The following is a 22,420-nucleotide window of genomic DNA, read 5'->3' as shown; positions in this document are numbered from 1 at the left end:
GGCTACCGCCCGGCGGGTTTTTTACATCTCGTGACGCCACTTGAGGTTGTACAGGTCGCGCCTGCGATCCTTCAGGTTGGTGACCGAGCCTTCGTTGCGGATCACGCGGATCTGGTCCAGGTCCAGGTCTGAGAACATGATCATCTCGGTGTTGGGAGTGGTTTCGGCCATTACGGCATCGTGCGGGAAGGCAAAGTCCGAAGGCGAAAAGACGGATGACTGCGCATACTGTACGTCCAGACTTTCAACCGAAGGCAGGTTGCCCACACTGCCGCAGATGACGGTGTAGCACTCGTTCTCGATTGCCCGTGCCTGAGCGCAGTTGCGCACCCGCAGGTAGCCGTTCTTGGTGTCGGTCCAGAAGGGAACGAACAGAATGTCCATGTCTTGATCCGCCAGCAGACGGCCCAGTTCAGGAAACTCCACGTCGTAGCAGATCAGAATGCCTACGCGCCCGGCATCGGTCTCGAATACGCGCAGCTGATCGCCGCCACGGATGACCCAGTCACGGCGTTCATGCGGGGTGATGTGGAGCTTGCGCTGCTCTTCCACCGTGCCATCACGGCGGCACAGGTAGCTGACGTTGTAGAGGTGGTCGCCTTCCAGCAGCGGCATCGAGCCGGTGATGATATTGATGTTGTAGCTCACCGCAAAGTGGGACATCTCATTGCGGAACCGCTCGGTGAAACCGGCCAGAAAACGAATGGCACTGGTCTGGCTGGTCTGATCGGTCAGGCCCATCAACGGGGCGTTGAAAAATTCCGGGAACAGTGCAAAGTCACTCTGATATTCAGACAGCGTATCGACGAAATATTCGACCTGCTTGAGTAGCTCTTCCACTGACTCCACTTCACGCATCTGCCACTGAATAGCACCGATTCGCACCTGGGTTGGGCGGCTGCTGATCACGCTGTCTTCAGGCTCGAACAGAATGTTGTTCCATTCCAGCAGGGTGGCATAGCCCTGAGATTTGGTGTCTTCGGGCAGGTAACTGCCCAGCAGGCGCTTGACCTGAAAGTTGTTGGACAGCTGGAAGGTCAGGATCGGGTCGTAGAGTTCGCGCTGACGCACCTTGCCGATGTACTCGCTGGCCGTCATTTCGCTTGCGTGCTTGTAATAGTTGGGAATGCGTCCGCCCGCCAGGATCGAGCGCAGGTTGTACTGGCGACACAGTTCCTTGCGTGCTTCATACAGGCGGCGGCCCAGGCGGAAGCCGCGGTACTCCGGGTGGATCAGTACATCCAGACCGTACAGCGCATCGCCATCGGGATCGTTGAGGATGGTCATCCGCTTGCCGATCAGGTCTTCATAGGAGTGAGGGTTGCTGAAGCGGTCGTAACGTACCTGTGCCGACAGGGCGATGCCGGCCAGCTCGTCACCGTCAAACACGCAGATCTGACCCTCCGGGAATTCATCGATCAGCTTATTAATGGTGTGCTCGGGCCAGGACCCACCAATATCATCATAGACACGGTCCATCAGCGCTTTCAGGCGGGGATAGTCCTCATGTTCCAGATTGCGGATGACAAGGTGCATGTCTTCGATGTGCATGATCTGTCCTCTTCAGCGGAATTCGTTTGCAGTGTGCGGCAGGGCGGAGGCAGGCGCAAGTCAGCCTTGCCGACGGGCCGCGAGCAGAAACTCTCGGTTGCCATCGCCACCGGTTATCGGGCTCTCACTCCACCAGCAGGGCATGAGGTTATTGTCGCGGCAGCAGGCTTCAATTGTCTGACGTACCTGGTCATAGATGGCGGGGTTACGTACCAGCCCGCCCTTGCCGATATGCTCAGGACCAGCCTCAAACTGAGGCTTGACCAGTGTGATCAACCAGCCCCCGGGGCGCAGCAACGGGGCGAGTGACGGCAGGATCAGGGTTTGTGAAATAAATGAAACATCCATCACCGCCAGCTCGAACCCCATCGCCTCGGGGGTGTGATCACGCAGTGACGGTTCCAGCGCGCGGGCGTTGTAGCCTTCAAGGCACACCACGCGAGGATCCTGGCGCAAACGGGGGTGTAACTGATCGTGGCCGACTTCAATGCCAACGACTTTGGCAGCACCGTGCTGCAGCAGGCAGTCCGTAAAGCCGCCGGTGGACTGGCCTACATCCAGTGCGGTGATGCCTGCCACTGGGGGATTGAGTGATGCCAGTGCATGCTGCAGCTTGAGAGCGCCGCGTGAAACAAACCGGTCCTCGTCGCTGCTTTCCACACGCAAAGGCGTATCAGCCGGCAGTTTGAAGGAAGGCTTGTCCAGGCGTTGCCACTGACCCAGTTCAGCCTCGACGCGGCCCTCCTTGATCAAGCGCTGAGCGCGAGTGCGGGTCTCGGCAATGCCTCGCTCTACCAGTAACAGATCCAGTCGTTGCATGGCGATGATCCTGAGTGAAATCAGGCCATTATACCGAAACCATTCAAATGCGAAGGCCTGTTGTTGCTTTCGTTTTGCAAACGGCTGGCAAAGGATTAACATGAAGCTGTTCTAGTCATTGATCTGGATAGAGAATTTCGGTGTCAAATCAAGACCTGTGTACCAGTCGCAAAGCCGCTGAATTGCTGGGAGTAACTCCCCGGACCATCCAGCTGTGGGCGGACGCCGGCATTTTGCATGGCTGGAAGACACCGGGTGGGCATCGTCGCTTCAGCCTCGGCGCGATTGAGCGTTTGGCCGAAAAGATTCGCAGCGGTGAAGCTGTTACGGCTGCCGCCGCCGCGGTACGTCCTGAGCCAAGCCGCCCGGTCAGGGTGCAGGTGATTGAAGATGAGCCCGCGCTGCAACGCCTTTATGCCCTGACCATACGCAGTTGGGGGCTTCCGGTTGAGTTGCGCCAGTCAGTGGACGGCTATCAGGGGTTGCTGGAGCTGGGGCGATTTGAGCCTGATCTGCTCATTCTGGATCTTAACCTGCCGAATGTGGATGGCTTCAGTGTCATCGAAGCTCTGGCGCGTCAGGAGCTGTTGGAGCAGATGCAACTGATTGTGGTCACGGCATTGGGGATGAGGCAGGTACAGGACCGGATCGACGCGATCAGCAGGGGTATAGAGGTGTTACCCAAACCGATCCCGTTTGCACGCCTGCGCGAAAAGGTCGAACAGATTTTGCTGGGAATGTCGGATGAGGTTTGAAATTCAGTTCCTTTCGCTTTAGAATCGGAAAAAACGGAAGTCGGAATCGGCTTTCATGTTATGGCCTGAAAGGCTGTGCCGGTTAGGTGGGGGCCAATCCGATACAGCTGAATAGGGCCACCCTCCCTCATTTTTTACCCTCGATTCACGTTCTGTCCTGAACGTCATCTTCTGCGTTTCTGATCAGCTGACAATGCCTGTCGGCGAGTTTCAATCCCTGTGTATTGGCTTCTGCGATTGACTGGCGGTATTCACTGCCTTGCATGCTTTATGGCAGTTGGAACCTCTGCTTTTTGTTTTTAAAAAGATAATGTAGCTATAAATTAATACAAATACGGAAAATAAATACGTCGATTTTGATCCAGAATAGTGACTTCTGTTGCATAACGATGAACATGAAGGTGTTGCTATGCGTGTGATTATTCTTGGCAGTGGTGTTATCGGCGTGACCAGTGCCTGGTACCTGGCTCAGGCTGGCCATGAGGTAGTGGTTATTGATCGTCAGCCTGAACCGGCACTGGAAACCAGCCATGCCAATGCTGGCCAGATATCACCGGGATATTCGGCCCCCTGGGCGGCCCCTGGTGTGCCGTTGAAGGCGATCAAGTGGATGTTGCAGGATCTGGCGCCCTTGCGTGTGGCGCCGCGACTGGATCCAACCATGCTGCGCTGGCTGGTCAGTATGCTCTCCAACTGTACCCAAGCGGCCTATGCTCGCAACAAGGCGCGGATGCTGCGTATTGCCGAGTACAGCCGGGACTGTTTAATCGAGCTGCGCCAGGAAACCGGTATCGAGTATGACAACCGGGCTCAGGGGCTGATTCAGTTGTTTCGCAGCCAGAAGCAGCTTGAGGCCTCAGTGGAGGATATCCGCATCCTGGAATCCTGCGGCGTTGCCTATGAAGCGCTGGATCGGGATGGAGTACTGCAGTATGAACCGGCCCTGGCACATGTGCGTGACAAGCTGGTGGGAGGACTGCGTCTGCCCGGTGACGAAACCGGCGACTGCTTTCTGTTTACTCAGGCATTGGCAAAACGCTGTGCAGCGCTGGGGGTCGAGTTCAGATTTGATACAACCATCGAGTCGATTGAGTCCGAGCAGGGGAGAATCAGTGGCATCAAGACCTCAAACGGTGATGTGCGTGGTGATCGCTATCTGGTGGCGCTTGGCAGCTACAGTGCGCCGCTTTTAAAGCCATTGGGGATTCGTTTGCCGATCTATCCGGTAAAAGGGTTCTCCCTGACCATTCCGATCAGTGATGCTTCACGGGCACCGGAGTCTACTGTGATGGATGAAACCTACAAGGTCGCGGTCAGTCGGCTGGGTGATCGAATTCGTGTAGGCGGTACGGCTGAGCTGACCGGTTATGATCTGTCCACACCGCAGAGCCGCCGTGCCAATGTGGAATTTGTGGTCAATGACCTTTTCGGTGGCAGTGGTGACCCGTCGCAGGCCGAACTGTGGACCGGACTGCGGCCGATGACGCCGGACGGCACCCCCATTCTGGGCCCAACGGGTTATCCAGAGCTGTTTTTGAACACCGGGCACGGTACGCTGGGCTGGACCATGTCACTTGGCTCTGCCCGCTATATCACCGATATAATCTGTGGTCAGACGCCGGCAATTGAAACGGAAGGGCTTGGCCTTGATCGTTACGCTGGCTGAAACACAGCATTCTCTGGCAGTAGAGGCAATTTGCGCTATAGTCTGCCGATTCCATTTATCATCAAGTACAGGAAAATAACATGTCCAATCGCAGCATCATCAGCACTGAAAACGCTCCGGCCGCCATCGGCACCTACTCTCAGGCAGTTCGTGTCGGCAACACCGTGTATCTCTCGGGTCAGATTCCACTCGATCCGGCGACCATGGAGATGGTGACCGACTCGTTCGAGGCCCAGGCGGTGCGTGTATTTGAAAACCTGAAAGCCGTGGCGGAAGCGGCCGGTGGTTCACTGGGTGATTTCGCCAAGGTGACGATCCTGTTGTCTGATCTTGAGTACTTTGCGCAGGTGAACGAAGTGATGGCGCGCTACTTCAGTGAGCCATATCCGGCCCGTGCGGCCTATGCTGTCAAGGCGCTGCCCAAGGATGCGGATATCGAAGTGGAAGCGATCATGGTGTTGAAGGACTGACAGCCAGCCGGTGGAGGGCAGGGCATGAGCCGTAAAGTGCGCGCGGATATCCATCTGGATGCGATCGTTCACAACTACCGTCTGGCCAAGGCGCAGGCGCCAACGGCGATGGCGGCCGCCATTGTCAAGGCGAACGCCTATGGCCACGGTGCGGTGCCGGTGGCGCGTGCACTGGCAGCAGTTGCCGATGCCTTTGGTGTCGCCTGTGTTGAAGAGGCAATGGAACTGCGTGAGGTCGGGCTGCGCCAGCCGATCATTCTGCTGGAAGGTTTCTTTGATGCGGACGAGTTGCCATTGATTGCCGAGCACGGTTTCTGGCCTGCGCTGCACAGCGAGCATCAGGTGCGCTGGCTGGAGCAGTTCAGAAGCCCGGCGCGCTTTCCCGTTTGGCTCAAGCTGGATACCGGCATGCACCGTCTGGGTGTGGCACCTGAACAGGTTGAGTCGCTTGTGGCGCGTCTGCACCAGTGTGAAGTGGTGAGTGAGGTGTTGCTGATGACCCACTTTGCCCGTTCCGATGAGCCTGCATTGCCGATGACCCGCGACCAGCTGGGCTGTTTTGATCGAGTTGCGGCGCGGCTTGGTCTGGGAGCAAGCCTGTCGAATTCCGCTGCCGTGATGGCCTGGCCCGAGGCGCATCGGCAGTGGCTGCGCCCCGGTATCATGCTTTACGGGGCAACGCCTTTCGGTGAGCCGCACCCGGTGGCTGACCAGCTGATGGCGGGTATGACGCTCAGCTCAGAGATCATCGCGGTACGCGAGGTGCCGGTGGGTGAGACGGTGGGCTATGGTGCCACGTTCAGTTGTGATCGTGCGCGCCGTATCGGTACCGTGGCCATGGGGTATGGCGATGGTTATCCGCGTCATGCCCGCAACGGTACACCGGTGCTGGTCGAGGGCGTCAGAACCTCACTGGCAGGCAGGGTGTCCATGGACATGCTGACGGTTGATCTGACCGATATCCCACAGGCGGATATCGGCAGTCGGGTCGAGCTTTGGGGGCAGAGGTTGCCGGTGGCTGAGGTGGCGCAATGGTGCGATACCATCCCCTACACGTTGCTGACCTGCCTGACCCCACGCGTACCGCGTTTTTACTCTGACTGATCCAGCAGGCGCACCAGCAGCCGTTTGACCGTTTCCGGTTCAAACGGCTTGTCAGTGAGCGCGTTTACCCCGGCATGCTCGACATGGCTGAGGTGGGTTTCGTTGGCCTCGGATGTCACCATCAGAATCGGCAGGTGTGAGTGAAGCTCAGAGCTGCGAATGAACTCAGCCAGCTCCAACCCGTTTACTTCAGGCATGTTGTAATCGGTGACAACCAGATCCACGGTTTCGCGCTGCAAAAGCTCAATCGCTTCACGCCCATCAGCGGCTTCGAGCAGGTGTACAATGCCCAGATTATGCAGCACGCGGTGGATCATCGTGCGCGCCATGCGGCTGTCATCCACGATCAAAACCCGCAGGCTCTCAACGTCGTAGAATTCCAGTTCCAGCTCATCCTTGCCCAGCAGGTCGAGGGTGGCGTTCAGTGCGGAACCCAGATGCTGGCGGGTAAAGGGCTTGGGCAGTATGGCGACCACACCGGACTGCTTGAATACTTCCAGCTGTGGCTTGCGGGTCTCGCTGGAGACCAGCATGAAGGGCAGCTCTGCCAGCTCCGGCAGGCGACGAATGGCGCCGAGCAGCTCGACGGCGCTGCCATCGTCATAGTGCAAAGCGCTGATCACCAGATCAGGCCGTACTTTCATGATCTTGTCCAGCGCCTCATGCAGGTTGGCGGCGGTATCGATCGCCATCACCTGCTCGTCCTGCAGTTGCTGAATCATGATTTTGCGCTGTACGGCCGAGGGCTCGACCAACAGTATGTTCAGTTCACTGACACCCAGGGTGCTCATCCGTATTGTCCTGCCATTGGTGGGGATTTTTGGACTGAGCGTATCAGCTGTTGCGGGATGATGACAGAGGCAGGGCCTGATCAGCGTCAGGCCCGCAGTGATTACCACATCAGATCGTCAGGAATCTGGTAGTCCGCATAGGGGTCATCCGGCTCAGGGGTGTCGTCCACCGGGCGTGGCAGCACAACATCCTGCAGGCGTGTTTCGATGCGTTCAACGATCTCGGCCGGGATCAGGTGGTAGCCATTATCGAGTACGGCGATACGCAGTTGGCCGCGGGCAAGCTGGTCGATCTGCTTCTGCTCAAGGTAGAGGTGGCGAATGGTGGTGCCATGGACAAAGTTGTAGCGCAACTCGGCCTTGGGTGACAAAGGCAGCCGATGAGTCTCAATCAACTGGCGAACTTCGGCCTGTGCCGCTTTCTGTGCCTGCTCTTGTTGACGTTGACGGTTCAGTTCACGGTCGCGCTCAACCTTTTCCAACCGTGCCGCCTCAACGGCCTCGCGCCGCTGACGCTCTTCATCGGCGCTGGCCTGTCCGCCCCGTTTCTGTTTCGACTGTTTGCGTTTAAGATCCTTGGCTTGCTTGGCCTGTTTTTTGTTTGCCAGGCCTGCGTTGAGTAACTGGTCCTGAAGTGAGCCTGCCATAGTGAACCCTCGGATACCTGATTCATGGTGATAACGGCGCAGGACTATAGCATAGTCTGCCCTGGCGGGCATGAGGGGCGGTGGTCTGAACGGGTCATCAGGGAGTTTTTAAGGAGAGAGTCATGTCGTTGATGTTGTGGTTTTCGTTGCTGCTGATCTGTGTGCTGGGGGCCATGTCGCCCGGTCCCAGCCTGGCGGTGGTGTTGCGTCAGACCGTCAGTAACGGTCGGGGGCATGGCATTGCTGCTGGCTGTGCCCATGCGCTGGGGGTTGGGCTGTGGGCGATGGCAACAGTATGGGGGCTTGGCCTGCTGGTGAGCCGTCATGAAACTCTGTATCAGGTTTTGACCTGGCTGGGGGCTGCCTATCTGATCTGGCTCGGATTCAACGCTCTGCGTCACGCGGCTACGCCAGACCTGCAGGCACAGCGGGGAGGGCAGGACAGTTTTTGGCAGGCAGCCCGGTCGGGTGCGCTGATTTCGTTGCTCAACCCCAAGTTGGCCGTGTTTTTTACCGCGCTGTTCTCTCAGTTTGTGACGGTGAATCAAACATTGGCTGACCAGTGGCTGATGGTTGCGACTGCCACGCTGGTGGACGGTCTCTGGTATACGCTGGTGGCACTGCTGTTTTCTCAAGCCCATCTGTTGGCCTGGCTAAGGCGTCATCTCAAGCGAGTGGAGCAACTGACCGGCGTGGTGCTCATCGGCCTGGCGGTGCGTGTTGTGGTGCCCTGATCCGTTTGCAATCCCCTGCGCGGATGCTTATACTGCGCGCCTGTCTGTTGAGACAGGGCGCAATGCCGCGTTATGGCGGTTCTGCCGGTCCTCTCGCAACGATACACCGTGAACCTGGTCAGGCCCGGAAGGGAGCAGCCACAGCGGTCGACTCGTGTGCCGGGATGTGGCTGGTGGAGCCGCCTCCAATATCTGCTTTCCCTCTCTGTATTTTCACTGTTCCCGGTCCGTAAGCTTACGCCTTTCGGCTTGTCAGTCGGTGCACAATGCCTTTGACTATCTGCTGCAGCATGCTTTTTGGCTGGCCCTGTTCGGGCAGCGGGCGGCAAAGCTTGATCGCTGTCAGTCCGGTGCGTGCGGTGAAGAGTCCGGCACCTATTCCTTGACCGGCGCGTGCAGAAAGGCCTGCGGTCAGTGAGCTGCCCAGCAGGGCTGAACCGGCATCCATTGCCACTTCACTGGCTCCGGCGAATGCCAGATTCTGCAGGATCTGCTTTAACAGCTTGCCTTGAGTCAACAGCCCCGGTGCGACGCCATATACTGCAGCGATTTCGCGGATCATGCGCAGATTTCGCCAGGCGACCAGCAGCATGTCAAAGCTGGCCCAGGGGCTCAGCGCCACCAGCACGCCTGACTCAACACTGTAGCGCTGAACGCAGCGCCGGGCGGTTTGGTCGGCCTGGTTCAGGGCATGTCGGTTCAGATACTGAATGATCTCCCGGTCGTTGTAGCTGCTGTCAAGCTGGGCGATGGCGCCTTGCAGCTCATGCTCCAGTGCGGTGCTGCGGTAGCGCTGCTCCAGCTGATGCAGCAGTGCGGCGCTGTCACCGTGGCTGGCCTGTTGCAGCAAAGAGTTGGCCTGTTGCTGCAGTTTTTGTACCTGCCGCAGCTGTCGGCTGCCTTTGAATCCCCGTCTTATCTCGACACCTATCGCAAGCAGCAGTAGCAGCGTCAACAGGCTGAAAGCGCCTCCCAGCAGGGGATGAATGGATGTACTCCAGCTGATCAGTCGGTACAACTCGGCACCGAAGGCCAAGCTGAGCAGTGTGCCCAGCAAGGGCATTAGCCAACGTCTACCGTGTTTATTGCGCTGCGGTGGCGATGGAGGTGGCTCCAGAAAGGTGTCATCTTCAACAGCCTGGGTCTTGTCCAGCGGGATCTCTCGGGCTGGCTGGTGCGGGGGCTGTTCGGCTGGATCGGCCGCCATCGTCTCGGGTGGCAGCTCGATTGGGCGCTGCCATTTGGGTGTGTCATGCATCAGAACAGATCTCCCAGCAGGTATTCGATCGCCTGATCCAGGCGGATATGGTGCTCGGGCTTCAGTGGGCCTACAGGCAGTGGCCGCGGGGCAAAGTCGACAAAGCGGAAACGGTCACTGTTCCAGTCCTCGGCACGGGGCAGTTCAATGGGCACCTCGCCGGGAAAGAGGGCAATCTCTTCGCCTGTATCCTTGCGATGGCCACGCAGGCAGGAGAGGTGTTGGCCATCAAGTCGAGCCTGCGCGGCTTCAGTGGCACGCAGGGATGACAGCGCAAGACAGCGGGTGTCGACCTGTTCGAAACGCATCTCTCGCTGTGCGGTTTCAATCATCAGGCGCAGGAACTGGTCCAGATTGTGGTGCTGGTTGGCGGTTACATGATCTGCCTTGGTGGCGGCAAACAGTACGCGGTTGATGCGAGGCCTGAACAGTCGTCGCAACAGGCTGTTGTGGCCATACTGGAAGCTGTGCAGCAGGGTTGTCAGCGCCAGCTGCATGTCATTGAAACAGGCTTCGCCGCTGTTGAGTGTTTTCAGGCAGTCAACCAGCACGATCTGGCGGTCAAAGTGGCGGAAGTGGTTTTGGTAGAAAGGACGGACGACCTGTTCACAGTACTCGTTGTAGGCCTGTTGCAGTTGTGTAAACAGGCTGCTTGGGTCCGCGTTCTCGGGCTCTTCGGGCCAGTTCCGGATAATCGGAAACAGGTCAAGCAATGAACTGCCCGCCAGCTCTGCCGGCATGAGCAGGCGGCCAGGCTGCAGCAGACTCAGGTTATGTGGCGGCTCGCGCAGTTGCTGCAACAGTGAGCGGTAGTGCTCAGCCAGTCGTTGTCGTTGACTCTCTGAGGCCGGGGCGAGCCAATCGACCTCGTGTTGGCACGATATCCAGTCAGCGGCTGCCTCTGCGCGCGGGGCTGAAGCAAACAGGGCTTGCTGCTGTTTGCACCACTGCTCGAAACTGAGTGTCAGCATGGGCAGGTCCAGCAGCCATTCTCCAGGGTAATCGATCAGATCCAGATAGAGTGTGGAGTGTTCCCCCAGTGCGCGTCCCAGCCCCGGTTTGCGACGATAACGCAGTGCCAGCCGGATCTCCGACAGTGCTTCGGTTGAGTCAGGCCAGTGCGGTGGAGAGGTCTGAAGCCCCGTGAGGCTTTGTTGCAGCGGAAATGGGGTGGCGGATGCTGTGCTCAGGTCACGGGTGCCGATAATTCGGCCTTCGGAAGCCGCCACAAAAAACGGCAGCGAGCGGCCCTGATCACTCTGCAGCAGGTGGTGTGCCAGGCTGCTGATGAATACGGTCTTGCCGCTGCGGCTCAATCCTGTGACGGCCAGTCGGACACGCTGCTCAAGGCCTCGTTCCATGCTCATCCTGAACTGCTCGGGCCAGTCGGGCAGGCCGCTTTGTCGAATCAATCCACCCAGTTTTTTCGGTATGCTCATGTACGGCTCCGTTTGGGGTATCAGACTATTCTGTCATCCCTGAGCTGAAGTGTGGCTGAAAATCACCGTTTTGGTGGCTTGATTAAGCGCAGGTAAAGCTCCCAAAGGGGATTCCAGTTGTCATAAAAGAAGTCTATAGTCGTCGTCCAGCTACGGAAAAGGACGTCCGTGTAAAGCAGGCTGGAGGTTTCTCACCTCGTTCCTGTCTGTTCTGCCTCTCCTTCTCTGTGTGCTTGTTTCGTTTACCCATCTTGAAAAAGGAATGATGATGATCTCTGTAAATGAACTGCGCCATCCCAAGGAAAAACTCTATCGACTGATCTGCATGGTTGTGGGCGGTCTGATCTGGGTCGGTTTGCTGTTGGGCACCGTTTTTTCGATTCTGTTCATGTTGCTGCCGTTGGCATTGATACTCTGGATCGCGGGTCGCTTCTTTCGCGCAACGCTGTTCGGTAACAGTGTAATGGTCAATGAGCAGCAATATGCCGAGCTGAATGCCATTGTTCAGGATGTAGGCCAGAAGCTTGGCCTGAGTCGAGTGCCGGATACGTTTGTGGTGAATGCGGGCGGCTTGACCAATGCGCTGGCCGTGAAGTTTCTGTCGACACAGTACGTCCTGCTGTTCTCCAGTTTGGTAGACCTGCTTTGGGAGGACAAGAACACGGACCGCGTCCGGATGATTGTTGCACATGAGTTGGCGCACCATGCGGCGGGGCATGTCAATTTCTGGGTTGGTCTGTTGATGAAGCCGGCGATGTTCATTCCGTTCCTGGGCGCGGCCTACAATCGTTCCTGCGAGCTGACCGCAGATCGTATTGCTGCAGCTTGTGTTCCGGTGAATCGTGATGCGGCCGTTACTGCCATGATTACATTGGCTTCCGGCAGTCAGGTTTTGACACCGCACACCAGTGTTGAAGCGTTCAAGCGACAGGAGCAGCAGATTCCGATGGTATTCGGCTTTCTGCAGGAAATTCTCTCTTCCCATCCGCGTATGACCAAGCGAATTCTGGCCATTGAGAAGTTTTACGATACGCGCTCGGTACAGCCTGTAGCTGCCCAGGCAGCCTGAACAAAAAACGGGAGCCGCAATGGCTCCCGTTTTCGTTCATGGCTGGATCAGTTGCGGTTGAAGTACTCGCGCGTCAACTTGAACACCACCGGGCTCAGAAGGGCCAGTGCGACCAGGTTGGGGATCGCCATCATGGCGTTGAGGGTATCGGCAACCAGCCAGACAAAGTCCAGGCTCAGCGTTGCGCCCAGCGGAATGGCCAGAATCCAGAGGATGCGGTAGGGGGTGATCGCCTTGATGCCGAACAGAAACTCTACGCAGCGCTCGCCATAGAACGACCAGCCGATAATGGTGGTAAAGGCGAAGATGGCCAACGCAATGGCGACCAGATAGTTACCCAGGCCGGGCAGGGCTGTTGCAAAGGCCTGGCTGGTCAATGCTGCACCGGATTCGCCGCCGGTCCAGGCGCCGGAGCTGACGATAACCAGACCGGTGATGCTGCAGATCACCAGTGTGTCGAGGAAGGTTCCCAGCATGGCGATCAGGCCCTGGCGTACCGGGTCATGGGTCTGAGCGGCAGCGTGTGCGATGGGAGCCGAGCCGAGGCCTGCCTCGTTGGAGAAGACACCACGAGCAACACCAAAGCGGATGGCCGCCCATACGGCTGCGCCGGCAAAACCACCCTGCGCGGCAATCGGTGAGAAGGCGTGGGTGAAGATCAGATCCAGTGCCTGCGGCAGCAGATGCGCATTGATCGCCAGTACAACCAGTCCAGCGATCAGATAGGAAAGTGCCATGAAAGGCACCAGTGCCCCGGCTACATGACCGATGCGCTTGATGCCGCCCAGAATGACCGCGCCCACCAGTGTCATCATCACCAGCCCGCTGATCCAGGTGGGAATGCTGAAGTTGGCATGCAGTACATCGGCGACCGAGTTGGACTGTACGGTATTACCGATACCAAAACCCGCAGCAGCGCCGAAAATGGCAAAGGCTACACCCATCCACGCCCAGTTCTTGCCCAGGCCGTTCTTGATGTAATACATGGGACCGCCGACATGCTGCCCCTTTTCATCGGTTTCACGGTATTTCACCGCCAGAACGGCCTCGGAATATTTGGTTGCCATACCGATCAGGGCCGTTATCCACATCCAGAACAGTGCACCCGGCCCGCCCAGAAAGATTGCCGTGGCAACCCCGGCGATGTTGCCGGTGCCTACCGTAGCGGACATGGCGGTCATCAGTGCCTGAAAGGGCGGGATTTCACCCTCTTTTTCGTCACCGGCGCTGGCGGTACGCCCGCCCCAGAGCAGCCGGAAACCGGTACCGATCCTGAGGATAGGCACCAGTTTCAGGCCGATGGAGAGGAACAGGCCTACCCCAAGAATGAGTACAAGCATCATGGGGCCCCAGACGACCCCGTTAATTGCCGAGATAAATGATTCGATTGCAGCCATCGTATGATGTCTCCGTATTATAAGCCTGAAGGGGCCTGCGCCTGCTTCAGGTGTGAGTCCTGAATTCTCTGCCGAGCCATATTGCATCGTCTCGTGCAGTGAAAGTACCCAAGGCTGTAGCAGATCTCATGCCACTTAACGTGATAGATGGGTCAAGCCTGGGTCTTTATGTATTATTTTGCGAAAAAATCCCGTTTAAGATTATATAAACAGGAATAATTTCTGATTCAAAAGGTTGCTGTCTGTTCATATGTGAGGCGAAGCGTCAGTCTGTGCGCTACGGCTGTGCTCGGTGCACCGAAAATGCTCAGGATGGTGACCGTATGAACGGCAGTCCAGATGTGGAGGGTGGGGGCCGGCATCAAGCCGATAGGGTCGGGTCATGTTGCGCTCCGATGGTATTGTTATTGTTGGATGCGTTTCATGGAATATATTAGAGGCTTTCTGACGCTCAACAAGGTTTTTTATTCTGTATTACCGTTTTATGTCAGAGTAATTAACTACTGACATCGACCGGCAGTTGAGTCTGTTCTTTCACTTCTTCCATCACGATATAGGATTTGGAATTTTTCACGCCGGGCAGCGTCAGCAGCATGTCACCCAGCAGTTCGCGGTACTGTGACATGTCATGCAGGCGTGCCTTGAGCAGGTAGTCGGCATCACCGGATACCAGGTGGCACTCCAGAATGTAGGGTAGTGTACTGACCGCCCGGTTGAAGCGCTCGAATGCATCGGGTGACTGGTAGGAAAGGGCAATTTCGACAAATACCAGCAGGTTGTAGTTCAGCATTTGAGGATTGACGTTGGCGTGGTAACCCGTGATGAATCCGTCCCGCTCCAGTCGCTTGACGCGCTCCATGCAGGGTGTTGTAGACAGTCCAACTCGATCCGCCAGCTCGGTGTAGGAGATGCGCCCTTCCTGCTGCAATATCGTCAGGATGTTGCGGTCGATACGGTCGATCTTCTTGACCTTCTGCTGTAGTGCCATTGTCTGGTGATTCCATCTATGGATTGACGTATAGGTATAGTTTTAACCTGATTCAGGCATGATGCAACGTATAAATGGCTGTCAGCTGTGTCTGTTCAGCCGTATTGGCAGAGGGGCGTTGAGCATTAAAGCGTGGTAATATCGGCACCCATAAATGAATGAACCGACCGGATGAATGAGGCAGCATGAGCTATCAGGTTCTGGCACGAAAATGGCGCCCTAGACGTTTCAAGGAAATGGTTGGCCAGGAACATGTTCTGAAGGCGCTGGTCAATGCGCTGGATGATGACAGGCTGCATCATGCCTACCTGTTTACCGGTACTCGTGGGGTGGGCAAAACCTCCATCGCGCGCCTTTTTGCCAAGTCGCTCAACTGCGAACAGGGGATCTCCTCCGAGCCCTGTGGCCAATGCAGTGCCTGTGTTGAAATTGCCGAAGGCCGGTTCGTTGATCTGATAGAAGTGGATGCGGCCTCGCGTACCAAGGTGGAGGATACGCGGGAACTGCTTGAAAACGTGCAGTATTCACCAACGCATGGGCGGTTCAAAGTGTACCTGATCGACGAGGTGCACATGCTGTCCAACAGCTCGTTCAATGCGCTGTTGAAAACACTGGAAGAGCCGCCGCCGCATGTGAAGTTCCTGCTGGCAACCACTGATCCGCAAAAACTGCCGATGACGGTGCTGTCCCGTTGCCTCCAGTTCAATCTTAAAAACCTCACCGCCGAGCGTATTCAAAACCATCTTGGTTTTGTGCTTGGGGAAGAGGGTATTGAGTCTGAAAGTGCAGCGCTCTGGCTGCTGGCGCGTTCAGCTGATGGCTCCATGCGTGATGCGCTCAGCCTGACCGATCAGGCGATTGCCTTTGGTGCGGGCACGGTGCGCGAAGCTGATGTGCGCACCATGTTGGGCACCATTGACCAGCGTCTGGTGTACCGGATGCTGGAACAGATCGCCCGTCAGCAGCCGGCACAGGTGCTGGAGGCGGTGCGTGAACTGTCGGAGTTTTCACCCGATTACCTGACTGTGCTGGGTGATATGGTCAGTCTGCTGCATCGTATTGCGCTGGCGCAGGTAATGCCGGCTGCCGTGGACAACAGTCTGGGGGATCGCGAGCAGGTGCTGGAGCTGGCAAGACTGCTGCGTCCGGAAGAGGTTCAGCTGTATTATCAGGTCGCCCTGATGGGGCGCAAGGATCTGCCTCTGGTGCCGGAGCCGCGCGAAGGGCTTGAGATGACGTTGCTGCGCATGCTGGCGTTCCGCCCGGCAGGCAGCGAGCCGCTTTCAGGGCTGAGCCCGGCAGCAGCGACGGGTACTCAAACTGTACCAGAGTCTGTCGTTGTTGCCGCTTCCGAAGCAGTCGAGCCTGTTGCACCGCGGACATCGCCTGCGCCTGCTGTCACAGTGGCCGATCCACAGCCGAGCGCGGAAGCGCCTGCCGAGAGGCAGTCGATGCCTTCCGCACCGATGCCGGAGGACATACCCCCGTGGGATGACTTGCCACCGGACCTGGCTGAGGACTCGCCAAAAAAGCCTGATCCGGCTGCGGTGTCCGATACCCGGCCGGAGCCCGCTTCGATAAGTGCCGCGCAAGCGGAACCGATGGCCCCGGTGCGGACTCCAACTTCACAGTCATCGACTCCGCAGGAGGAGGTCAGGACGCCGGTTGCAGGCCCGGTTGCAGACAATGGCGACTGGTGTGACCTGCTGCCGCAACTGGGGCTCAGTGGCATGGTGGAAAGCCTGGCGCGTAATCTGTCGCTGGAAGTGGGTGATGCCAACCGCATGTTGTTCCACTATACCCCTGAGCAGGATGCACTGCTGAACGAGGATCGCCGCGAGCGCATTCGTGCCGCGGTGCGTGGCGCTCGTGGTGAGCAGGTTCAGGTTGAGTTTGCGCAGGCGCTGCAGACAGTCGAAACCCCCGCTCAGCGTATTGAACGACTGCGTGCCGAGCGTCAGGCTGAAGCGGTTCAGGCAATTGAAACAGACCCGTTGGTACAGACGTTGATCGAACAATTTGGCGCGCGGATCGAGACCGAATCGGTCCGCCCGCTGGACCCGGAACACTGATATTAAAAGAGGAATCCGAACATGATGAAAGGTGGCATGGGGAACCTGATGAAGCAGGCCCAGAAAATGCAGGAAGACATGCAGAAGGCGCAGGAAGAGATTGCGCGTGCTGAAGTTACGGGTGAATCCGGTGCCGGTCTGGTCCGCATCACCATGAACGGACGCCATGATGTGAAAGCGGTTCAGATTGATGAGAGTCTCATGGAAGAAGAGAAAGAGATTCTTGAAGATCTGATCGCCGCAGCCGTTAATGACGCCGTACGCAAGGTTGAACAGAATACTCAGGACAAGATGTCTAAAATCACCAGTGGCATGGGCATGCCACCGGGCTTCAAAATGCCGTTCTGATCATGAGCTTCAGTCCCTTATTGCAAAATCTGATAACGTCGCTGCGCGCTCTGCCCGGTGTTGGGCCCAAGTCGGCACAACGCATGGCACTGCATCTGCTGGAACGTGACCGAGAGGGCGCACGCACCTTGTCCGAGTCTCTGCTGCAGGCGGCTGAAAAGGTTGGTGAGTGTCAACGCTGTCGTAACCTGTCCGAAGAAACATTATGCCCTGTCTGCGAGGATGACAGCCGAGACCATCAGCTGATTTGCGTACTCGAATCGCCGGTGGACCTGATCGCTGTAGAGCAGACGGGAGGGTTCAATGGTGTGTATTTTGTCCTTAAGGGGCACCTGTCCCCCATTGATGGGGTCGGCCCGGAAGATCTGGGGCTTGAGCAGCTGTTTGAGCGAGTGGACAGTGGAGAGGTGCGTGAGCTGATACTGGCGACCAATCCCACGGTAGAGGGCGAGGCCACGGCCCACTTCATCGCCGAACAGCTGCATGACTCGAATGTAAATATCACCCGCATCGCCCATGGCGTCCCGGTCGGGGGCGAGCTTGAGTTCGTCGACGGCGGTACGCTGGCACATGCCTTTGCAGGGCGGCGCTCCCTTAAACGGAGTCAGGATGACTGAATTGATACAGCGTTATGACTGGCGCCGTCTGGAGCAGGCTGCGGCCAATCCGGTCTGGATCAACGATACGGCTACGCTGGCCCGCTACTGTCAGCAGTGGCTGCAGTTGCCGTTGATCGCGCTCGATACTGAATTCATGCGCACCGAGACCTTCTACCCGATACCTGGTCTGATTCAGGTGGCGGATGAGCAGTGCTGTTATCTGATCGACCCGCTGCAGGTTGAGGATATGTCGCCGTTGACAGAAGTGCTGCGCGCACCCAGTGTGCTCAAGGTTCTGCATGCAGGCAATGAAGATATGGAGCTGTTCCGTCACAGTTACGGCGTACTGCCGCAACCGCTCTATGATACGCAGGTGGGGGCCGCCTTTGTGGGCTGGGGGTTCAGTATGGGCCTGCAGCGGATGGTGGCGTATGCGCTGGATATTGAGTTGGGCAAGGGTGAGACCACCTCTGACTGGCTGCAGCGCCCACTGACGGCTGAGCAGGAACACTATGCGGCGCTGGATGTGGCCTATCTGCCGGTTTTGGCCCTGATGCAGCGAGAGCGGCTTGAGGCGCGCGGGCGCCTGGCCTGGGTCATGGAAGAGTGCGAAGGTATTGGTGCCAGCGTGATGGTGGCTGATGAGGCAGACCCGCAGGCCTACTTTCAGCGTTTCAGTCAGGTGTGGCATCTGGATGACGTGCGACGTGCCTTGCTGCGTGACCTGAGTGCCTGGCGGGAGCAGACCTGCCGTGAACGTGACGTTTCCCGTAACCGCTTGCTGCGTAACGAAATGCTGCTGGAGATTGCGGAGCGCATGCCGCAAAACGAGCAGCATCTGGACGCCATTATCAAGCGTGGTCGGATCATGCGTGAGTATGGGCAGGCGATCATGGCGCTGATCGCAGCAGCTCCTGAGTCGGCCCGGAGCAATCCGCCGGCCGAGATCGATCGGCCGTTGCACTATGTCTGGAACAAGCGGCTCAAGCAATTGCGGGCAATCGGCCGCCAGGCGGCTGATGCGCATGATCTGCTGCCTGAAATACTGCTGCGCAAGCGAGATCTGGACGCGCTCATACGCTCGCGTGATGCCGAGGGGCATTACCATCTGCCGCCTTCTCTATCCGGTTGGCGTAAGCCGCTGGTGGGAGATGCCCTGTTGAACCGAATCGAACAGTTTGAAACGAGTTGATGATGATAATTTTGAGTATCTTCAAGAGTCCGCGCAAGGATGAGATGTATCTCTACGTGGACAAGCGCGATCAGCTTGCGCGGGTGCCTGAGCCCCTGCTGGAGATGTTCGGTAAACCGGTTCATGTAATGGATATGCCGATGCTGCCGGGCCGAAAACTGGCGCGTGTCGAGAATACGGAAAAGCTGCTTGATGAGGTCAACGGGAAGGGCTATTTCCTGCAAATGCCGCCTCCGAAGGAAGACTACCTGCTGGATCTGTTCAAGGACTGGCCTCAAACCGGGGTGCGCTGAGCATGGCACAGGAAGTATTCTGGCGCCGCAAGGGCCTTAAAGAGATGACGCCGCATGAGTGGGAGTCGCTCTGTGACGGTTGTGCCCTGTGTTGTCTGCACAAGGTCGAGGATGAAGATACTCAGGAGGTGTTCTACACCACGGTGGTATGTCATCTGCTGGATCTGAATGACTGTCATTGCACCGAATATGAAAAGCGCTGCCAGCTTGTGCCCAGTTGCATCAAGCTCAAGCCCGAGGATGTGGAAAGCTTTGACTGGCTGCCGCCCAGTTGCAGTTATCGCCTGATTCACGAAGGTCAGGAGTTGCCGGACTGGCATCCACTGCTGACGGGTGAGCGCAAGTCAGTGATTCATGCCAATGCGTCGGTATTGAGCGTATATGAAGTGCGTGATAACGAGATCAGTGATGATCAGTTGATCGACTTTGTACTGGATGAGGATTACTGAACCGCGGCGCTTGTCGATAGGGTCGGTTATCCGTTCGGTTCTGCTCAGGCAGCTGGACAAAAAAAGGGGCGCCATCGGCGCCCCTTAGTGTTGCAACTGAAGAGGAAAATCAGTTGTTCTGGTTGGCCATCTGCTGCTTGATCAGATCGCCGATAGTGGTCGGACCCGGAACTTCAACTTCCTGGTTGCGAACTGCACTGATCGCTGCTTTCTCTTCAGCCTGATCTTTGGCGCGGATCGACAGGTTGATGACGCGGTTGCGACGGTCAACAGCTGTGATCTTGGCTTCAACAGTTTCGCCCACTTTCAGAGCGGTAGTGGCGTCGTCGATACGCTCGGCAGCGATCTCGGATACTTTCAGAGTACCTTCGATGCCTTCAGCCAGTTCGATAACAGCGGCTTTCGGCTCAACGCTCTTCACGGTACCGGTTACGATGGTGCCCTTGTCGTTAGCGGCCAGGTATTCAGCGAACGGATCGCTTTCCAGCTGCTTGATGCCCAGAGAGATGCGCTCTTTCTCGGCGTCGATGGACAGGATGACCGCTTCAACTTCGTCACCTTTCTTGAACTGACGCAGTGCAGTTTCAGGATCGGCTTCCCAGGAGATGTCGGACATGTGAACCAGACCGTCGAGATCGTTGTCCAGACCTACGAAGATACCGAAGTCAGTGATGGTCTTGATGGTGCCGCTGACCTTGTCGCCGGCAGCGTGCTGCTCGGAGAAGGAGATCCACGGGTTGATGGTGCACTGCTTGATACCCAAGGAGATACGACGACGCTCTTCGTCAACGTCCAGGATCATCACTTCCACTTCGTCGCCGATGTTAACGATCTTGGACGGGTGGATGTTCTTGTTGGTCCAGGACATTTCAGACACGTGTACCAGACCTTCAACACCATCTTCGATGGAGGCGAAGCAGCCGTAGTCGGTCAGGTTGGTGACGCGTGCAGCAACCTTGGTGCCGGCCGGGTAACGATCCTTGATGTCATCCCACGGATCTTCGCTCAGCTGTTTCAGGCCGAGGGAGATACGGTTGGTTTCCTTGTCAAACTTGATGATCTTGACAGAGATCTCATCGCCCGGGTTCAGCATTTCGCTCGGGTGAGAGATGCGCTTCCACGCCATGTCAGTGATGTGCAGCAGGCCGTCAACACCACCCAGATCGATGAACGCACCGTAGTTGGTGAGGTTCTTGACGTAACCCTTGGCGATCTGACCCTCTTCCAGGGTAGCCAGAAGCTCTTCGCGCTGAGCGCTGTTGGCTTCCTGCAGAACGGCACGACGAGAAACAACGATGTTGTTGCGCTTCGGATCCAGCTTGATCAGTTTGAAGTCAAGCTCTTTGCCTTCCAGGTGGTCAACATCACGCACCGGACGAACATCAACCAGGGAGCCCGGCAGGAAGCCCTGAATGTTGTTGATGCTGACAGTGAAGCCGCCCTTGACCTTGCCGGAGATGTAGCCTTTAACAGTCTCTTCTGCGTCGAATTTCTTCTGCAGAACTTCCCAGGCTTCAGCGCGCTTGGCTTTTTCACGGGACAGACGGGTTTCACCGAAGCCGTCTTCAACCGCTTCCAGTGCAACCTTAACGGAATCACCAACCTGAATTTCCAGCTCGTTGTTGTCGTTCAGGAACTGTGAACGGGGGATAACGGCTTCGGATTTCAGACCAGCGTTGACTGTAACCCAGTCGCTGTCGATGTCGACAACTTCACCCATAACGAGGGTGCCGGGGGTCATGGCAATGTCTTGCAGGGATTCTTCAAACAGATCAGCAAAGCTTTCGCTCATGAAAGTATCCTATATTGTCGCTGCCGGTTAGGTGTGTGGCAGCTTTCCAGCCTGTATGCCAGCTATACAGGGTCGGTTAGCGATAACCATCTCGGCGGACACTGGGCTGGCGATGTGTCCGCGAAATGGGAAAATATAAAGTTGCAAAATTATACAGAGGGTGGCTGACTTTTGCCAGTGGCTGCTCACTATTTATCCGGCAATGATCTCGGGAAGTGAGGCTTCAAGCTGTTCACGCAGGGGCTTTTGGCAGGCGGGAAGCAGTTTGGCCAGATCTTCGGCCAAGGCTGTTGGCAGGGCTGTGCTGTCGGGCTGGTTGAACCAGTCGATCAGCAGGCGCTCTTCAGCACGACTGTTGGCGGCAAGGTCTGTGGCGTTTCCAACGCAGAAGGCAAAGGCGGGCAGGTGGTCGCTGACAATCTTGCCGCGCTGAGGCTGTTCCAGCATCAGGCGGTTGGCGCTGACAAAACGCCGGTACTCCTGCATGCCGGCGGCAGCCATGATTTCAAGGCGGATGTTGCTGAACTGATCAGCCTCAGGCATTCGGGCAAGAATGGCCTTGAGCTGAGCCTTGGTGCGGATCAGTTCATCTTCGAAGGTTTCTGGAGCAAAGTGCTGGTTCAGGCGTTTGTATTCCTGCAACTCAGTAATCTGCTGTTTAAGTGCATCAATTTCGCTCTTTAGAGCATCCTGTTCAGCCAGCAGGTTCTCCTTGTCCTGCATAAGACCGCGGATTACGCGCTCTGTGGGTGTGAGTTTCTTTTCCGCAAAGGTGGCTGGCAGTTGCTGAGCGCCCAGGGTGCCTGTGCTTTCCGTGTATGTATTGCTGGGGACCATTTCGTAGCCGAACTTCTCCAGATCCGCCAGATTCACTTCATGCTGGGACTGCATTTTCTGGTAGGCGAAGTAGCTTGCGACCGCGGCGATTGCCAGCAGCATTGGCGCCAGCACCAACAGCAGAATACTCACCTTGCCCAGTTTCATGCG

At 57.1% G+C, this 22,420-nt stretch carries 22 protein-coding genes and 1 other RNA gene; 13 read left to right on the top strand and 10 right to left on the bottom strand.

The window, feature by feature from the left end:
* Positions 1-21: 21 nt before the first annotated feature.
* Together ABIE60_RS13545 and ABIE60_RS13540 are read right to left on the bottom strand one after the other, a co-directional pair.
* Positions 22-1,551: a GNAT family N-acetyltransferase gene (locus ABIE60_RS13545; protein ID WP_354470054.1), complete on the bottom strand. Its 1,530-nt coding sequence runs from the start codon at positions 1,549-1,551 to the stop codon at positions 22-24.
* 60 nt (positions 1,552-1,611) lie between these two features.
* Positions 1,612-2,370: a TlyA family RNA methyltransferase gene (locus ABIE60_RS13540; protein WP_354470053.1), complete on the bottom strand. Its 759-nt coding sequence runs from the start codon at positions 2,368-2,370 to the stop codon at positions 1,612-1,614.
* A gap of 140 nt (positions 2,371-2,510) precedes the next feature.
* On the opposite strand from ABIE60_RS13540, the gene ABIE60_RS13535 reads away from it, so the two are divergent.
* From ABIE60_RS13535 to alr, 4 genes are all read left to right on the top strand, one after another.
* Positions 2,511-3,125 (top strand): response regulator, encoded by a 615-nt coding sequence (locus ABIE60_RS13535; protein WP_354470052.1) that lies wholly within the window; start codon positions 2,511-2,513, stop codon positions 3,123-3,125.
* 409 nt (positions 3,126-3,534) lie between these two features.
* Positions 3,535-4,791 carry a D-amino acid dehydrogenase gene (locus ABIE60_RS13530; RefSeq protein ID WP_354470051.1) on the top strand — a complete coding sequence of 419 codons (1,257 nt, stop codon included), beginning with the start codon at positions 3,535-3,537 and terminating at the stop codon, positions 4,789-4,791.
* Positions 4,792-4,871: 80 nt separating this feature from the next.
* The gene (gene ridA / locus ABIE60_RS13525; RefSeq protein WP_091824937.1) at positions 4,872-5,261 is read left to right on the top strand and encodes a deaminase RidA; all 390 of its coding nucleotides are present in this window, start codon (positions 4,872-4,874) and stop codon (positions 5,259-5,261) included.
* A gap of 24 nt (positions 5,262-5,285) precedes the next feature.
* Complete coding sequence (gene alr, locus ABIE60_RS13520) at positions 5,286-6,365, top strand: alanine racemase (RefSeq protein WP_354470050.1); 1,080 nt, start codon at positions 5,286-5,288, stop codon at positions 6,363-6,365.
* On the opposite strand, the gene ABIE60_RS13515 is transcribed toward alr, so the two are convergent.
* Entirely contained in the window at positions 6,353-7,156 is an 804-nt protein-coding gene (locus tag ABIE60_RS13515) for a response regulator (RefSeq protein WP_354470049.1), read from the bottom strand. The genes alr and ABIE60_RS13515 overlap by 13 nt on opposite strands.
* Positions 7,157-7,257: 101 nt before the next feature.
* Positions 7,258-7,803 carry a DUF2058 domain-containing protein gene (locus tag ABIE60_RS13510; RefSeq protein WP_354470048.1) on the bottom strand — a complete coding sequence of 182 codons (546 nt, stop codon included), beginning with the start codon at positions 7,801-7,803 and terminating at the stop codon, positions 7,258-7,260.
* A 122-nt stretch (positions 7,804-7,925) separates the two neighbouring features.
* Between ABIE60_RS13510 and ABIE60_RS13505 the strand changes: the two genes are divergently transcribed.
* Together ABIE60_RS13505 and ffs are read left to right on the top strand one after the other, a co-directional pair.
* Positions 7,926-8,537 (top strand): LysE family translocator, encoded by a 612-nt coding sequence (locus ABIE60_RS13505; RefSeq protein ID WP_354470047.1) that lies wholly within the window; start codon positions 7,926-7,928, stop codon positions 8,535-8,537.
* 82 nt (positions 8,538-8,619) lie between these two features.
* Positions 8,620-8,716: signal recognition particle sRNA small type (gene ffs / locus ABIE60_RS13500), an RNA gene on the top strand.
* A 56-nt stretch (positions 8,717-8,772) separates the two neighbouring features.
* Here the strand turns inward: ffs and ABIE60_RS13495 are convergent.
* Complete coding sequence (locus ABIE60_RS13495; protein WP_354470046.1) at positions 8,773-9,795, bottom strand: TIGR01620 family protein; 1,023 nt, start codon at positions 9,793-9,795, stop codon at positions 8,773-8,775.
* On the bottom strand, positions 9,795-11,234 hold the full coding sequence (locus tag ABIE60_RS13490; protein ID WP_354470045.1) for a YcjX family GTP-binding protein: 1,440 nt from the start codon (positions 11,232-11,234) through the stop codon (positions 9,795-9,797). Before ABIE60_RS13490 ends, ABIE60_RS13495 begins: the two co-directional genes overlap by 1 nt.
* Before the next feature lie 268 nt (positions 11,235-11,502).
* Here ABIE60_RS13490 and ABIE60_RS13485 point away from each other — a divergent pair, with 268 nt between their 5' ends.
* Positions 11,503-12,303 (top strand): M48 family metallopeptidase, encoded by an 801-nt coding sequence (locus ABIE60_RS13485; RefSeq protein WP_354470044.1) that lies wholly within the window; start codon positions 11,503-11,505, stop codon positions 12,301-12,303.
* A 47-nt stretch (positions 12,304-12,350) separates the two neighbouring features.
* Here the strand turns inward: ABIE60_RS13485 and ABIE60_RS13480 are convergent, their stop codons facing one another.
* Positions 12,351-13,700 carry an alanine/glycine:cation symporter family protein gene (locus ABIE60_RS13480; protein ID WP_354470043.1) on the bottom strand — a complete coding sequence of 450 codons (1,350 nt, stop codon included), beginning with the start codon at positions 13,698-13,700 and terminating at the stop codon, positions 12,351-12,353.
* A gap of 496 nt (positions 13,701-14,196) precedes the next feature.
* A complete protein-coding gene (locus ABIE60_RS13475) occupies positions 14,197-14,688 on the bottom strand; it encodes an Lrp/AsnC ligand binding domain-containing protein (RefSeq protein WP_354470042.1) in 492 nt (163 codons plus the stop codon).
* Positions 14,689-14,873: 185 nt separating this feature from the next.
* Here ABIE60_RS13475 and dnaX point away from each other — a divergent pair, with 185 nt between their 5' ends.
* The 6 genes from dnaX to ABIE60_RS13445 are packed head-to-tail and all read left to right on the top strand — an operon-like array spanning position 14,874 to position 19,641.
* Positions 14,874-16,760 carry a DNA polymerase III subunit gamma/tau gene (gene dnaX / locus ABIE60_RS13470; RefSeq protein ID WP_354470041.1) on the top strand — a complete coding sequence of 629 codons (1,887 nt, stop codon included), beginning with the start codon at positions 14,874-14,876 and terminating at the stop codon, positions 16,758-16,760.
* Between the two features lie 21 nt (positions 16,761-16,781).
* Positions 16,782-17,108: a YbaB/EbfC family nucleoid-associated protein gene (locus ABIE60_RS13465; RefSeq protein WP_354470040.1), complete on the top strand. Its 327-nt coding sequence runs from the start codon at positions 16,782-16,784 to the stop codon at positions 17,106-17,108.
* Positions 17,109-17,110: 2 nt separating this feature from the next.
* Positions 17,111-17,725 (top strand): recombination mediator RecR, encoded by a 615-nt coding sequence (recR, locus tag ABIE60_RS13460; RefSeq protein ID WP_354470039.1) that lies wholly within the window; start codon positions 17,111-17,113, stop codon positions 17,723-17,725.
* The gene (rnd, locus tag ABIE60_RS13455) at positions 17,718-18,899 is read left to right on the top strand and encodes a ribonuclease D (RefSeq protein WP_354470038.1); all 1,182 of its coding nucleotides are present in this window, start codon (positions 17,718-17,720) and stop codon (positions 18,897-18,899) included. The genes recR and rnd overlap by 8 nt, the downstream gene beginning before the upstream one ends.
* A gap of 2 nt (positions 18,900-18,901) precedes the next feature.
* Positions 18,902-19,192, top strand: coding sequence for a YcgL domain-containing protein (locus ABIE60_RS13450; RefSeq protein ID WP_354470037.1), 291 nt, complete (start codon positions 18,902-18,904; stop codon positions 19,190-19,192).
* Between the two features lie 2 nt (positions 19,193-19,194).
* A complete protein-coding gene (locus ABIE60_RS13445) occupies positions 19,195-19,641 on the top strand; it encodes a YcgN family cysteine cluster protein (protein ID WP_354470036.1) in 447 nt (148 codons plus the stop codon).
* A gap of 109 nt (positions 19,642-19,750) precedes the next feature.
* Here ABIE60_RS13445 and rpsA read toward each other — a convergent pair whose 3' ends face one another.
* Both rpsA and ABIE60_RS13435 read right to left on the bottom strand, forming a co-directional pair.
* Positions 19,751-21,433, bottom strand: coding sequence for a 30S ribosomal protein S1 (gene rpsA, locus ABIE60_RS13440; RefSeq protein WP_206835201.1), 1,683 nt, complete (start codon positions 21,431-21,433; stop codon positions 19,751-19,753).
* Positions 21,434-21,625: 192 nt separating this feature from the next.
* Positions 21,626-22,417 (bottom strand): hypothetical protein, encoded by a 792-nt coding sequence (locus ABIE60_RS13435; protein ID WP_354470035.1) that lies wholly within the window; start codon positions 22,415-22,417, stop codon positions 21,626-21,628.
* Positions 22,418-22,420: the final 3 nt, after the last annotated feature.

The organism is Marinobacterium sp. MBR-109, from assembly GCF_040547565.1.
Taxonomy (GTDB): Bacteria; Pseudomonadota; Gammaproteobacteria; order Pseudomonadales; family Balneatricaceae; genus Marinobacterium.
This window is presented reverse-complemented; position numbering and strand designations above follow the sequence as displayed.

What these genes read in the sequence shown, in the direction of transcription:
- ABIE60_RS13530 (WP_354470051.1), top strand. Translation starts at nt 3,535, where the DNA reads ATGCGTGTGATTATTCTTGGCAGTGGTGTTATCGGCGTGACCAGTGCC.
- ABIE60_RS13480 (WP_354470043.1), bottom strand. Translation starts at nt 13,700, where the DNA reads ATGGCTGCAATCGAATCATTTATCTCGGCAATTAACGGGGTCGTCTGG.
- recR (WP_354470039.1), top strand. Translation starts at nt 17,111, where the DNA reads ATGAGCTTCAGTCCCTTATTGCAAAATCTGATAACGTCGCTGCGCGCT.
- ridA (WP_091824937.1), top strand. Translation starts at nt 4,872, where the DNA reads ATGTCCAATCGCAGCATCATCAGCACTGAAAACGCTCCGGCCGCCATC.
- ABIE60_RS13450 (WP_354470037.1), top strand. Translation starts at nt 18,902, where the DNA reads ATGATAATTTTGAGTATCTTCAAGAGTCCGCGCAAGGATGAGATGTAT.
- dnaX (WP_354470041.1), top strand. Translation starts at nt 14,874, where the DNA reads ATGAGCTATCAGGTTCTGGCACGAAAATGGCGCCCTAGACGTTTCAAG.
- ABIE60_RS13435 (WP_354470035.1), bottom strand. Translation starts at nt 22,417, where the DNA reads ATGAAACTGGGCAAGGTGAGTATTCTGCTGTTGGTGCTGGCGCCAATG.
- ABIE60_RS13475 (WP_354470042.1), bottom strand. Translation starts at nt 14,688, where the DNA reads ATGGCACTACAGCAGAAGGTCAAGAAGATCGACCGTATCGACCGCAAC.
- ABIE60_RS13510 (WP_354470048.1), bottom strand. Translation starts at nt 7,803, where the DNA reads ATGGCAGGCTCACTTCAGGACCAGTTACTCAACGCAGGCCTGGCAAAC.
- ABIE60_RS13545 (WP_354470054.1), bottom strand. Translation starts at nt 1,551, where the DNA reads ATGCACATCGAAGACATGCACCTTGTCATCCGCAATCTGGAACATGAG.
- rpsA (WP_206835201.1), bottom strand. Translation starts at nt 21,433, where the DNA reads ATGAGCGAAAGCTTTGCTGATCTGTTTGAAGAATCCCTGCAAGACATT.
- ABIE60_RS13515 (WP_354470049.1), bottom strand. Translation starts at nt 7,156, where the DNA reads ATGAGCACCCTGGGTGTCAGTGAACTGAACATACTGTTGGTCGAGCCC.
- ABIE60_RS13445 (WP_354470036.1), top strand. Translation starts at nt 19,195, where the DNA reads ATGGCACAGGAAGTATTCTGGCGCCGCAAGGGCCTTAAAGAGATGACG.
- ABIE60_RS13490 (WP_354470045.1), bottom strand. Translation starts at nt 11,234, where the DNA reads ATGAGCATACCGAAAAAACTGGGTGGATTGATTCGACAAAGCGGCCTG.
- rnd (WP_354470038.1), top strand. Translation starts at nt 17,718, where the DNA reads ATGACTGAATTGATACAGCGTTATGACTGGCGCCGTCTGGAGCAGGCT.
- ABIE60_RS13495 (WP_354470046.1), bottom strand. Translation starts at nt 9,795, where the DNA reads ATGCATGACACACCCAAATGGCAGCGCCCAATCGAGCTGCCACCCGAG.
- ABIE60_RS13485 (WP_354470044.1), top strand. Translation starts at nt 11,503, where the DNA reads ATGATCTCTGTAAATGAACTGCGCCATCCCAAGGAAAAACTCTATCGA.
- alr (WP_354470050.1), top strand. Translation starts at nt 5,286, where the DNA reads ATGAGCCGTAAAGTGCGCGCGGATATCCATCTGGATGCGATCGTTCAC.
- ABIE60_RS13465 (WP_354470040.1), top strand. Translation starts at nt 16,782, where the DNA reads ATGATGAAAGGTGGCATGGGGAACCTGATGAAGCAGGCCCAGAAAATG.
- ABIE60_RS13505 (WP_354470047.1), top strand. Translation starts at nt 7,926, where the DNA reads ATGTCGTTGATGTTGTGGTTTTCGTTGCTGCTGATCTGTGTGCTGGGG.
- ABIE60_RS13540 (WP_354470053.1), bottom strand. Translation starts at nt 2,370, where the DNA reads ATGCAACGACTGGATCTGTTACTGGTAGAGCGAGGCATTGCCGAGACC.